The organism is Arthrobacter sp. 9V, from assembly GCF_902506065.1.
Lineage (GTDB): Bacteria > Actinomycetota > Actinomycetes > Actinomycetales > Micrococcaceae > Arthrobacter.
The window spans coordinates 3,993,001-4,005,039 of sequence record NZ_LR732912.1; the positions used below are offsets into that span (position 1 = coordinate 3,993,001).

Annotated in this window: 10 protein-coding genes; 3 read left to right on the forward strand and 7 right to left on the reverse strand. The window is 61.4% G+C overall.

Features of this window, described 5'->3' with window-relative positions; all coding sequences use genetic code 11:
* Window positions 1-32: 32 nt before the first annotated feature.
* Together BACI9J_RS18325 and BACI9J_RS18330 are read right to left on the reverse strand one after the other, a co-directional pair.
* Window positions 33-1,334, reverse strand: a complete 1,302-nt coding sequence (locus tag BACI9J_RS18325; protein WP_159735622.1) for a cation:proton antiporter — start codon at window positions 1,332-1,334, stop codon at window positions 33-35.
* A gap of 41 nt (window positions 1,335-1,375) precedes the next feature.
* Entirely contained in the window at window positions 1,376-1,939 is a 564-nt protein-coding gene (locus tag BACI9J_RS18330) for a TetR/AcrR family transcriptional regulator (protein ID WP_159735623.1), read from the reverse strand.
* Window positions 1,940-2,034: 95 nt separating this feature from the next.
* Between BACI9J_RS18330 and BACI9J_RS18335 the strand changes: the two genes are divergently transcribed.
* The gene (locus BACI9J_RS18335) at window positions 2,035-2,868 is read left to right on the forward strand and encodes an alpha/beta fold hydrolase (RefSeq protein WP_159735624.1); all 834 of its coding nucleotides are present in this window, start codon (window positions 2,035-2,037) and stop codon (window positions 2,866-2,868) included.
* Between the two features lie 82 nt (window positions 2,869-2,950).
* Here the strand turns inward: BACI9J_RS18335 and BACI9J_RS18340 are convergent, their stop codons facing one another.
* The 3 genes from BACI9J_RS18340 to BACI9J_RS18350 all read right to left on the reverse strand — a co-directional run bounded on the left by BACI9J_RS18340 (window position 2,951) and on the right by BACI9J_RS18350 (window position 6,726).
* On the reverse strand, window positions 2,951-4,459 hold the full coding sequence (locus tag BACI9J_RS18340; RefSeq protein ID WP_159735625.1) for an APC family permease: 1,509 nt from the start codon (window positions 4,457-4,459) through the stop codon (window positions 2,951-2,953).
* Between the two features lie 216 nt (window positions 4,460-4,675).
* Entirely contained in the window at window positions 4,676-6,172 is a 1,497-nt protein-coding gene (locus BACI9J_RS18345; protein WP_159735626.1) for an aldehyde dehydrogenase family protein, read from the reverse strand.
* Window positions 6,169-6,726: a hypothetical protein gene (locus BACI9J_RS18350; protein WP_159735627.1), complete on the reverse strand. Its 558-nt coding sequence runs from the start codon at window positions 6,724-6,726 to the stop codon at window positions 6,169-6,171. The genes BACI9J_RS18345 and BACI9J_RS18350 overlap by 4 nt, the downstream gene beginning before the upstream one ends.
* 119 nt (window positions 6,727-6,845) lie before the next feature.
* Between BACI9J_RS18350 and BACI9J_RS18355 the strand changes: the two genes are divergently transcribed.
* Window positions 6,846-8,843, forward strand: a complete 1,998-nt coding sequence (locus tag BACI9J_RS18355) for a primary-amine oxidase (RefSeq protein WP_159735628.1) — start codon at window positions 6,846-6,848, stop codon at window positions 8,841-8,843.
* A 140-nt stretch (window positions 8,844-8,983) separates the two neighbouring features.
* Complete coding sequence (locus tag BACI9J_RS18360; protein WP_159735629.1) at window positions 8,984-9,616, forward strand: TetR/AcrR family transcriptional regulator; 633 nt, start codon at window positions 8,984-8,986, stop codon at window positions 9,614-9,616.
* Here BACI9J_RS18360 and BACI9J_RS18365 read toward each other — a convergent pair.
* Both BACI9J_RS18365 and BACI9J_RS18370 read right to left on the reverse strand, forming a co-directional pair.
* A complete protein-coding gene (locus BACI9J_RS18365) occupies window positions 9,569-10,930 on the reverse strand; it encodes an MFS transporter (protein WP_159735630.1) in 1,362 nt (453 codons plus the stop codon). The genes BACI9J_RS18360 and BACI9J_RS18365 overlap by 48 nt on opposite strands.
* A 143-nt stretch (window positions 10,931-11,073) precedes the next feature.
* The gene (locus BACI9J_RS18370; RefSeq protein WP_159735631.1) at window positions 11,074-11,988 is read right to left on the reverse strand and encodes a LysR substrate-binding domain-containing protein; all 915 of its coding nucleotides are present in this window, start codon (window positions 11,986-11,988) and stop codon (window positions 11,074-11,076) included.
* Window positions 11,989-12,039 lie beyond the last annotated feature (51 nt).

Below are 12,039 nucleotides of genomic sequence, written 5' to 3' on the forward strand. Positions count from 1 at the left end.
CACGGAGGCACTTGGGGAACGAGTTTTGTTGCTCAAACGGCGGTGGTGGGTGCACGGCCTTCGTCACCATGCTGAGTGCGTGCCGCAGCGAGCCGAAGCCGATCCAGCCGGTTCATCAGCGGCGCGGTGGTTGCCCCGTGCACCACAATGGACAATGCCACTATCAACGCGATCAGGGCCCACAGCTGGTGCGCTTCGGCGTCGAAGTTTCCATGGGTCAGCGCGTACCCAACGTAATACAGTGAGCCGATCCCGCGGATGCCGAAGTAGGAGATGGCCAAGCGCTCGCGCGGACCGGTCTTGCCGCCCATCAATCCTAGCCAGCCAGCCACAGGGCGAACCAGCAAGAGCAACGCCAGAGCAACCAACAGCTCCGCCCAACCGATGCCTTCCAAGAGTCCGCGGGCTATGGCACCGCCCAGGAGAACCAGGATCACAATGGTCATGAGGCGCTCGAGCTGCTCCACGTAGCCGTGGAGAACCTGGTGGTACGCATGGTGGCGCTCGGCGGAGCGGATGGTCACGGCACAGATGAAGACAGCCACGAATCCGTAGCCTTCCACCAATTCGGCCACGCCATAGGCCAGGAAAGTGGCAGCGAGTGCCACGAAACCCTCGGACTGTTCCGATAACCGGAAGCTCTTTCGTTTGGACGCGAAGAAGATCAGGCTGAGGAGTTTGCCGGTACCAAAACCGAGGAGCACGCCAACAGCTATTCGCCACAGAACATCCAAGCCAACCCACTCCCCCAACCAAGCACCGGGAGAAGCCCCCACGAGGCTGATGAGGATGGCCAGGTACACAAAGGGGAAGGCAAGGCCGTCATTCAGGCCTGCCTCCGAGGTCAGGGCGAAGCGAACCTCATCCTCATCCGGGTCCTCCTCTGCGTCCGCAGGTCTTCCTACCTGGACCTCGGACGCCAGTACCGGATCCGTGGGCGCTATCGCGGCGCCCACCAGGATGGCGGCCGCGAGCCCCAATCCCAACACCCACAGTCCCAGCAGCGTCATCACCAGAATGCACAATGGCATGACGATTCCCAGCAGGCGCCAGGTGGTGGACCACCCACGCCAACGGAAGGGTCTATCCAAGGCCAAACCGGCGCCCATAAGGGAAATAATGACGCACACTTCAGTCAGGTGGGTGGTGAAATCGGCATGCAGGATGGGGTCCGGGTCCGGAAGATCAGGAAACAGGGTGAACGCCAGAATCCCGCTGCCAAGGAAGACCATGGGCATGGAAAGTGGCATGTGGCGCAACAATTTGGGCAGGACCGCTGCGGCCAACACCGCAAAGCCTGCCGCAAGGAACACGATGCTGGGGATTTCAAACACAAATAGTCTTCTTCCTGCCGCGTTGAACGCGTCTCAGAAGCCTAGTTGGATGTCAGCGCCACGTCGATCAGAACTTCGGCTGCTTGACGCGCCTGCCCGGCGGCGTCGGAGGTTCCGGCAATGGCCGCCGTGGTCTGGGCACCCTCGGCGAGGATGGCGAGTTGCGGCGCCAGGTAAGCCGGGGCGCCGGCCTCTGCCGCCAGGTGCGCCACATATTCCTGGAACGATTCCTTGTGTTTTCGCGCGTACTCGGCAACTTCGGGGCTAACGGCTCCAAGCTCGGCGAAGCTGTTGATGAAGCCGCACCCACGGAACGAGTCCTGGCAGAACCATCCAGCGAGATAGTCAAAAATGGCGAGGAGCCGCTCCTTGGGCGTCCCCGCTTGTTGGACCGTGGAATCGAGCCCTTCGGTCCAGGACTGATGCCGGTGCTCCAGCACAGCCATGACGATGCTGCTCTTTGAGGGAAACTCCCCGTAGAGCTTCTTCAAAGAGACCCCTGCTGCCGAGCGGAGTTCATCCATCCCCACTGCCTGAATTCCCTTGGCGTTGTAGAGATCGTCTGCAGTGGCAACAATGCGTTCGCGAACCTCCGAAATATCCATGTACCCATTCTACTTGCATTGAGAACGAACGTTCTCTACTATGGAGAATACAGCGGGAGAACGATCGTTCTCCACTTCGAGAAAAGGGACACATCATGGGTTTCATCAAGGTCGGCACCGAGAACACCACGGACATTGAGCTCTACTACGAAGACCACGGAGCAGGTCAGCCCGTAGTCCTGATCCACGGCTACCCGCTGGATGGCGGCTCCTGGGAGAAGCAAACCGCAGCGCTCCTCAACGCCGGCTACCGTGTGATCACCTACGATCGCCGCGGATTCGGCAAGTCAAGCAAGCCGACCACCGGCTACGACTACGACACCTTCGCCGCCGACCTTAATACCGTGCTTGAAACCCTGGACCTGCAGGACGTAGTGCTGGTGGGCTTCTCCATGGGAACCGGAGAAGTTGGACGCTACATCGGCACCTATGGTGAATCCCGGATCGCCAAGGCCGCATTCCTCGCCTCGCTCGAACCATTCCTCCTCCAGACCGAGGACAACCCCACCGGCGTTCCGTCATCGGTCTTCGACGGCATCCGCAACGCTGCGATCGAGGACCGCTACGCCTGGTTCACCAACTTCTACAACGACTTCTTCAACACCGATAACTTCCTGGGCAACCGCCTCAGCGAAGAAGCCCTGCGGAATTCGTGGAACGTTGCCTCCGGCTCGTCCTGGTACGCATCCTTTGCGGTGGTTGATTCCTGGCTCACGGACTTCCGCTCAGACATTGAAAAGGTCACTGTCCCGTCACTGATCGTCCACGGCACCGACGACCGCATCCTGCCGATCGATGCCACCGGCCGCGAATTCACCAAGCGACTCCCGTCTGCCGAATACGTGGAAATCGACGACGCACCGCACGGGATGCTGTGGACGCACGGCGCTGAAATCAACGAAATCCTGCTGCGCTTCCTGGCCAAGTAGCCTCTGTGCACCGAAATCGCCGGAAAGGCTCCAGTTCGCTGGAGCGTTCCGGCGATTTCGCGCGTTTCCGGCGGTCCCGCAGCTAATCGTTGACCAGCTCGGCCCTCTCGCTGACCGGCGCCACGGCATCCCGCACCTTCTTGCCGCGCGCATATCCCACGAGACCCAGTGCCAGAATGCATCCCAGGGTGCCTAGGGCGAAGGCTTCGAAGGTGAACTGAGAGACACCCCACGTGGCCTCGAAGTCGTAGGGCAAGCCGAAAAGAACATCCAGGGTCCCCGGGAAGATGGCCACCCAGGACCCGATCAGGATCCAGGCGAAGCAGATGTACCCGAGGATTCGGAACCCGGTGTCGGAGACGGGCACCTTGAAAGGCCGGTCAACGTGGGGATACTTGCTCCGGAGCTTCACTGCTGCCGGGATTGCCATAAGGTAGCTGAGCAGGAACGTCGAAATCGCGATGGAGAGAACCACCCCGAACAGTGCGCTGCTGGTGCCGCTGAGTTGCATCGCAGCGAGCATGAACAGCGTTGCCACTACACCGGAGAGCGTATTGACCCGGATGGGTGTGCCCAGTTTGGGATGGAATCGGCCGAAGAATCCACCAAAGAAGGAGCCGTCTGCCGCAGCCATGGCCTGCATGCGGTCGCTGATGATCATCCATGCGGCGCCTTGAGATACCAGGATGAAGCAGAAAACCACCGCGGAGATGGACAGCATGACCTCAGCAGCAGGCCCAAAGACGGAGTAGACCGTGGCGATCGCGCCAAACAGCCCGCCGATTCCGGTGATCTTATCCAGCGGTACTACCAGCAGGATGGCAAGGATGGGAAGCAGGTAACTCGCGGCGGCGATCATGGAGGACCGGGCCACCGAGATGGGAACGTCCTTGGCAGGGTTCTTCATCTCGCCGGCCGCGCTGTTCCCGGACTCGAAGCCAAGAAATGAGAACAGCAGGAGTGGAGTGACGCCCAGGAACCCGGCAAGCGTTGGCGAGAAGAAGCCCAGGTCCAGGCCGTTAAAGCCGTGCTGAAGCCCGTAAACCATGGTGACGATGATGAAGAAGGTGAGGAACACTACCTTAAGGATGGCACCGAGTGAGGGCAGCCATTTGCCGTGCTTCAAGCTGATGATCGCTGATGTAACCGTGATCCAGATGAAGAGAAGCTTGAACAGGTAATCGGCCGGGCTGCCGGAGTCCACGTGACCCACATACTCGGACCACGTTTCCACTGCCACGAAGGCCATGGCGCCGCCCACCCATACAGGCTGTGTCACCCAGGTGAAGAGGGACGTGATGGCTGCAACCACGCGGCCGAATGCCATCTTTGTCCACACGTAAACGCCGCCTTCTTCAGTGAACGCACCGCCGGTCTCCGCAAAGATGAGTCCGTAGGGAACCATGAAGGTGACGGCCAAAATGAGCGTCCAGGTGAAGGTCTCCCCACCGAAGCCGGAGACCTGCCCCAGGACCTCCACCGAAATGACGGCGGCAACTACCAACAAGAGAATGTCGAAGCGGCCCAGGGATTTTTGCAGATGCTTGCTTTGCTCTTGCGCGAGCCGCGTTGAGGCTACTGGCTGATCCATGATCGATCCTTTGCTACTGCTTAAGTTTGCTACTGAGCAGGAAGGGTGGGAAGGGAAGGTGTCGTGACGACTTGTGCGTAGGGGAGGGACGGGGGGCTCTCGTCTACGTTGACGTGACAGGTCCGGTCCGCTGTGAAACTCAGCGTAGGCTGGTGAGTTGCATCACGTAAACCATGGAATAGCGATGCATATCCACAGTTTTCCAGATGCCGAGGCCTAGGCGAATTGAATCCATGTAGTCTTCGGCGCGGTGTAGTTATCGAAGGCATGCAGGGAGAGGTCGCGGCCAAATCCAGACTGCTTGAAGCCTCCGAACGGGGTGGTGTTTCCCAGCGCATCAACAGTGTTGACGGAAACTGTTCCGGCAAGCAACTCCCCTGCCACTCGGTGGCCGCGGGACAGATTGGACGTCCACACAGAGGCGGCCAATCCGTAGTCTGTGGCATTGGCCAAATGCACTGCTTCCTCCTCCGAATCGAAAGCGTGCAGGACAGCAACAGGTCCAAAGATTTCATCCCGGTGGACGTCGTGATCCGGGCCAAGCCCGCCTAACAGTGTGGGTTCCAAATATGCGTCCGAACCGTGAATTTCGCGCCGCTCACCGCCGAAAAGCACCTCACCTTCGGCGCGGCCGCGCCGAATCCAGCCTTCGACGTCGTTCGTGTGGGCGCTGCTGATCAGGGCACCGTTGCCCTCCAGGCCGGCCAAAGGATCCGCCGGACGATAACTCGCTGCCTCCCCCGCAAGAAGGGCAGCAAATTCGTTATGAATATCCCGCTGAACCAGGATCCGGGAGTTCGCGGAGCAGACCTGACCCTGGTTGTAGAAGGCACCAAAAGCCGCCTTGGCAGCCGCTTCAGGCAAATCAGCAGTATCGGCAAAGATGATGTTGGAGCTCTTGCCGCCCGCTTCGAGGCTCAATCGCTTGAGGTTGCTGCGACCTGAGGCCTCCAGCAGGGTGCGGGAAACAGCCGTGGAACCCGTAAAGGCCAGCGCATCAACGTCCATGTGGTGCGCCAAAGCCGCGCCAACTTCACGCCCCGTGCCGGTCACGATATTCAGGACACCATCCGGGAGACCCGCTTCCGCGGCCAGTTCGGCAAGGCGCAGCACACTCAAGGAAGTTTGCTCGGCCGGCTTGAGAATTACAGTGTTTCCGGAAGCGAGCGCTGGAGCCAGTTTCCACACGGCGATTTCCAGGGGGAAGTTCCAGGGCACGATTGCCGCCACCACGCCCAACGGCTCGCGTGTTACCAGTGCTGTAGCTCCCGGTGGAACGGCCGGCAATTCGCCATTCTGTTTGTCGGCCGCTTCGGCGTACCAGCGCAGTGTGGAGATGGCACCGGGCACGTCAACGGTAATGCTCTGCAGAATTGGTTTCCCACTGTCCAGAGTCTCCAGGAGCGCCAGTTCATCAGCATGCTGCTCCATCAGGGCAGCCAGGGCCAGGAGCAATGTTTTCCGCTTCTCGGCCCCACGCCGCGCCCACGCGGGGAAAGCACGCCTGGCGGCCGCTACCGCGCGATCCACATCGTCGGCTTCGCAAGCAGCCAACTCAGCGAGGACCCGGCCGTCAATGGGACTGATGGTTGCCCGGGTAAGTCCCGCGCCGGACGCTGCGCGGCGGCCATCAATGAAGGCCCTGCCATCCATGGCCAAGGCGTCTGCGCGGCCCTGCCAGTCGAAGGACAATGTGGTTGAGGTGGTGTTCATAGTGACTCCTGAGTGAGGGGTTTCCAGTTGTGGGGTGGGGTTGTTGTGCGGGTTGCCGTTCTGGCTATGCGCAGGGCCGCCGAAGCAGCCGCGAGGCAAAGAAGTTCAACGCCAATGAGGGTGAGCATGGCCGACTGATGGTCCGGCGTGGTTGCGGCGTGTTCGACGCTGCCGGGAACAGCGCCGTGATGGCCGCCGGATCCCAACAGGCCATCAACTCCCGGCAAGCCGCCCAACAAAAGGACCAGGTGGATGAGGATCATGACTGCGCTCATGGCCAGGAGGTGGCCGGCGGCACGTGGTGCAGCCTGCCGACCAGAGAGCCGCAATCTCCGTGCAGGAAATCCCGTCATGGGAGCTACGCAGCTCAAGCAGGCAGCCCCCATGGCCACCATCCACCAGGCCATCACGCCCGCTGGCCCGCTGAGTGCTGCCGTCACGTGGGCTACGGCGCTGCCTGCAGCGGCCCCACCGACTAAACCCACACTGACAAGGCCGGCGCTGACGGGCATGCTTGTGCCGCGCCGCCTGGGGAGGCGGGATTGTTGGTTCATGGTTCTCCTGGCTGCCGGGCGATGTTTGGATCAAGGACTTTACGCCGGCCTGTGAGGTGAGTAACATCAAAGCGTTGGTTGAACAGTTGTACCATCAAAAATCGACTTCAGGAAGTGCCATGACCCTTCAAACCACCCCCTTGGCCGCGACGACGCAGGCCGCACCGACGCAGGCCGCAACGACGCAGGCTCCGCTGGGGCAGCATCCGCTTGAGCAGCTCTCGGCACAGGAAATTCACCAGGCCCGCCGGATTCTGGCCGAAGCCGGCCTCGTCGCAGAGACCACCCGCTTCGCCTATCTGGGCCTGATCGAACCGCCCAAGGCCGCACTTCAGAAAGACGCTGATGCTCCTCGCCTTGTCCGGGCCATGCTCTGGGACGCCGCGCAGTCACTTTCGCTCGACGTCAGGCTGTCCCTGGCCACCGGGTTGGTCCTCGAGAGGCGCGAACTCAACCCACAGATCGACGGCCAGCTGCCGGTCCTCCTCGAGGAATTCGGGATCATCGAGGACATCCTGGCTGTTGATCCACGGTGGATCGCAGCCCTGGCCAGCCGCGGCCTGACCCCTGCTCAAGTCCGCGTCGCTCCCCTGTCTGCGGGCGTCTTCGAGTACGGGAACGAGGAAGGAAAGCGGTTGCTTCGGGGCCTCGGGTTCCGCCAGGACCACCCTGCAGACCACCCCTGGGCTCATCCGATTGACGGGTTGGTGGCCTTTGTTGACGTGGAGAACCGCCGCGTGAACCACCTGATCGACGACGGCCCGGTTCCGGTACCGGAGGTTGACGGCAATTACACCGATCCCACCATTCACGGTGAGCTCCGCACGGATCTGAAGCCCATAGAGATCACCCAGCCCGAGGGGCCTAGTTTCACGCTTGAGGGCAACCTCCTTTCATGGGCCGGCTGGGACCTGCGAGTAGGCTTCGACGCACGCGAAGGATTGGTGCTCCACCAATTGCACCACTCGCACCAGGGGCGGCGTCGCCCGGTGGTGCACCGCGCGTCCATCTCAGAAATGGTGGTCCCCTATGGTGACCCGTCCCCGTACCGCAGCTGGCAGAACTACTTCGATTCCGGCGAGTACCTGGTTGGCCGGGACGCCAACTCCCTCAAGCTTGGTTGCGACTGCCTGGGCGACATCACGTACATGTCTCCTGTGGTGGCCGACGACTTCGGCAACCCCCGCACCATCGAAAACGGCATCTGCATCCATGAGGAAGACGCCGGAATCCTTTGGAAGCATACGGATGAGTGGGCCGGCTCCAACGAGGTTCGGCGTAACCGCCGGCTGGTTGTCTCTTTCTTTACCACCGTGGGCAACTACGATTACGGCTTCTACTGGTACCTCTACTTGGATGGCACCATCGAGTTCGAGGCGAAGGCCACGGGCATTGTGTTCACGGCAGCGCTCCCGGACAAGGACTACGCCTACGCTTCGGAGATCGCCCCTGGCCTTGGCGCCCCTTACCACCAGCACCTTTTCAGCGCCCGCTTGGACATGATGATCGACGGCGATACGAACCGCGTTGAGGAACTGGACCTGGTGCGCCTTCCCAAGGGACCAGGAAATCCTCACGGAAACGCCTTCAGCCAGAAGCGCACAGCGTTGACCCGTGAATCGGAAGCTGTCCGCGATGCCGATGGCAGCAAGGGAAGGGTGTGGCACATCAGCAACCCGGGCTCGCTGAACCAGTTGGGCCACCCCGTGGGCTACACCCTCTACCCCGAGGGCAACCCCACCTTGGCCATGGCGGACGATTCCTCCATCGCCTCACGCGCCGCTTTTGCCAAGCACCACCTGTGGGTCACGAAGCACGCCGAAGACGAGCTCTACGCGGCCGGCGACTTCGTCAACCAGCACCCCGGAGGTGCGGGGCTGCCCAGCTACGTGGCTCAGGACCGCGACATTGATGGCCAGGACCTGGTGGTGTGGCACTCGTTTGGACTGACCCATTTTCCCCGCCCTGAAGACTGGCCCATCATGCCTGTTGACACCACCGGTTTCACCCTGAAGCCGCACGGTTTCTTTGATCAAAACCCCACACTCAACGTGCCTCCCTCCACCGCCGGGCACTGCGCGCCAGCCGAGCCCAACGCCGGCGGCTGCGGACACTGACGGCTTTAGCCGCGCCCATCACTGCGGGAACGCTGCCACTGCGGGAGCGCTGCCAGTCGTTCCCGCAGTGGTAGGGTGCTCACGGCCCCGCCACCCGCGCAAACGAACCACCACTCGAACGTCCGAAACAAAGGAGCAGCATGCCCCGCTTGGTTGATCACGAGGAACGCCGGCGTTCCATCATTGAGACCACCTGGCGCCTGATCGCGGAGCAGGGCATAGAGAACGCCAGCATGCGGGACATCGCCAGGGAATGCGGCTACGCGGCGCCGGGAGTGCTGGCCCATTACTTTCCCAACAAAGACGCCCTGCTGCTGGCGTCTTACGAGTTGATCTGCGACCGCACCAACGAACGCATCGCGGCTGGAACGGCCGGCCGTCGCGGCTTGTCAGCCCTTCGAAGGTTGTGCCTGGAAATCATCCCGGCCGATCCCCTCACCGTGGTGGAAGCCCGGGTGGCGGTTTCCTTCTGGCAGCGTGCGCAGACGGAAAACGCGCTACGCGCGGTCGGGCGGGATGCCCTGCTGCATTGGCGCGGACTGGTGATGGGCTTCCTGGCCCAAGCAGAGCACGACGGCGAATGCGAACCTTTGGTGGACCCGGATGCGGTTGCCGATGAGCTGCTGAACATCATGATGGGCCTGCACGTGACTTCCATGCTGGACCCGGATGCAGTTACTGGTTCCCGGCAACGGCATTTGGTGGAGCGTGCACTGGGACGTTTATCAGCGGATGATCCGGGACGCCTCCGTGGTGCTCGGAGCCAAGGATAGGTCAGCAACCTTGTCCTCGCTCAGCAGGTCCTTGCCTTTGCTTTCCTTCATACTCAGCACTGCGGCCAAACCGATCAGGCCTACCAGGATCAGGTAGAAGGCGGGCATCATGTCGTTGCCCGTCTTCGCAATAAGCCAGGTGAGGACGAACGGGACGGTACCTGCGAAGATGGCCGCGGTGACGCTGTAGGCGATGGAGAGCCCGGTCTGCCGTGTGCGCGTTGGAAAGAGTTCGGCAGCCGCGGCCGCATGAACGCCCAGGATCAGGGCCAGGATGATGCCCAGTCCAATGGTGCTGACGATTCCGGCCCAGGCAGCGCCCGTTTGCATGATCAGGAACAGAGGATAGGCCAGCACCACCAGCGAAACGGCGGCAGTAATCAGGACCGGCTTCCTGCCGATTCTGTCTGACAGCGCCCCCACAAACGGAACCAGAATCAGGCCAGCCACGGACGCGGCCGTCGAAAGCAGCGCGGCCGTTCCGGCGTCGAAACCCAATACTTTCTCCTGATAGGTCAGGAGATACACGAGCACTATGTAGAAGGTCACGTGCATCATGACCTCCAGGCCGCTCATCTGCAGCAGCTGCTTCCGGTGCTTGGTGAAGACCTCCTTGACGGGGCTCTGCGGGACGTTGCCCAGCTCCTCCAGGGAACGGAATTCCGGGGTGTCCTCAATCTTGGAGCGGATGTAGAAGCCGATCACTCCCAAGGGGACCGCGATCAGGAAGGGGATGCGCCAGCCGCCGTCGGCGATTGCTTGGGCGTCCATGGCGCTGGACAGCACGAAGACCACCAACGAGGCTGCCAGGAAGCCCAGGAGGCTTCCGAATTCGAGCCAGCTGACGCCGAATCCCCGGTGTTTCCTGGGTGAATACTCGGCCAGGAACGCGGCCGCACTCCCGAATTCACCTCCGGCCGCCAGGCCCTGGACCACCCGGGCGGCAACAAGAAGGATGGGCGCCCACAGACCGATTGCGTCGTAGGTGGGCAAAAGTCCCACCACCAATGTGGCACCGCTCATGGAGAGAATCACGATTGACAGAGTCTTCTTGCGGCCGATCCTGTCCCCAAGCGTTCCGAAGACCAGTGCGCCCAGGGGACGGACGCCGAAGCTGATGGCAAAGACGGCGAAGACTGAGAGCAGGGCTGCTGTGCTGTCCTGCTGCGGGAAGAAAACGACTGCGATGGTGGAAGCGAGGTAGGCGTAAATGGCCCACTCGAACCAGTGGACAAAGACGCCGATTGAACCGGCGGCAACGCTGGTGCGCAAGCCTTTTCGGCTGACTTGCCCCTCGATGTTTTTGGTGTTCACAGTTCCTCCTGGAGGAAAGATCCATGACGTGGATCACGCCCGATTGCTGGTTTTATCCAGTGTCGGGCGCTGCAAACTGATCTGTCTAATAGATTTTTAACACCAAGTGCATCTGCTGAATCGATGAATGCAGATCCGGCAAGCTAGTTGCGGGCAGCCCGTGCAGCAACGATTTGATGACGGACCGCCTGCGCTACCGCCCGCACCCTCGCCGTGGGGCGATGAGACTTCAAGTGCGCCAGGACCGTCTTCAATTCCGGCACATCGTCACGGATTTCGACGGCGGCCAACTGGCCGCCGTCGTACGTCAGCTGATGCTGTGGCCGCTGGTGAAGGATGGAATAACCAAGGCCGCGGGCCACGAAAGTGCGCACTGTTTCATAGCTGGCAGAGCGGAACCTGACATCCGGCTCCTTGCCACCCAGCCTGGCGATGGAGAGCATGAGGTCCCGGGTGTGCGGCAAGTCCAGCAGCACAAAGGGTTCACCACTCAACGCGGAAAGGTGGACGGTTTTTGATCCGGCCAGCTTGTGGTCCGGCGGAAGTGCCACATAGGGCCTGACGGTATCAACCACGGAGCTGGCGATTGCCTCGGGGAGATCGAGGTCATAGCACAACGCCAGATCAGCCTGCCCGCTGAGCAAGGCGCCGATGCAGCCGGACGTGTCGGTTTCAATGACTTCCGCCTCAAGTTCCGGGTGGTCTTCCCGCAGCTTGGTCAGGACGCCGGGAAGCAGGAACGGGGCGAGGGTGCTGAAGCAGGCAATCCGTATGCGCCCGGAGACGCTTTGATGTTCTCCCCGGGCGTGGTCAATGCTCTCCTCAACCTGCGCGAGGATAGCTTGAGCGTCCCTGACGAACAATTCGCCGGCCGGTGTGAGCACCAGGCCTTTGGAGCGCTGCCTGATGAAGAACTGCGTTCCAACGTGCCGCTCCAATTGGGCGATCGCCGCGGAGACGGCGGACTGGGCCACGTTGAGCCGAACGGCAGCACCGGTCATGGACAGCTGTGCTGCCGCTTCCACAAAGTAGCGCAACTGCGTGAGGGTCACATCCATGGGACCGAGAATACACTCTGGATCAGAAAAGTCGATGCAATCGTTCTAAAA

Bases quoted from the DNA above. Each gene is read 5' to 3' on its own strand.
- BACI9J_RS18330 (WP_159735623.1), bottom strand. From the start codon at position 1,939: ATGGATATTTCGGAGGTTCGCGAACGCATTGTTGCCACTGCAGACGAT.
- BACI9J_RS18335 (WP_159735624.1), top strand. From the start codon at position 2,035: ATGGGTTTCATCAAGGTCGGCACCGAGAACACCACGGACATTGAGCTC.
- BACI9J_RS18340 (WP_159735625.1), bottom strand. From the start codon at position 4,459: ATGGATCAGCCAGTAGCCTCAACGCGGCTCGCGCAAGAGCAAAGCAAG.
- BACI9J_RS18345 (WP_159735626.1), bottom strand. From the start codon at position 6,172: ATGAACACCACCTCAACCACATTGTCCTTCGACTGGCAGGGCCGCGCA.
- BACI9J_RS18350 (WP_159735627.1), bottom strand. From the start codon at position 6,726: ATGAACCAACAATCCCGCCTCCCCAGGCGGCGCGGCACAAGCATGCCC.
- BACI9J_RS18355 (WP_159735628.1), top strand. From the start codon at position 6,846: ATGACCCTTCAAACCACCCCCTTGGCCGCGACGACGCAGGCCGCACCG.
- BACI9J_RS18360 (WP_159735629.1), top strand. From the start codon at position 8,984: ATGCCCCGCTTGGTTGATCACGAGGAACGCCGGCGTTCCATCATTGAG.
- BACI9J_RS18370 (WP_159735631.1), bottom strand. From the start codon at position 11,988: ATGGATGTGACCCTCACGCAGTTGCGCTACTTTGTGGAAGCGGCAGCA.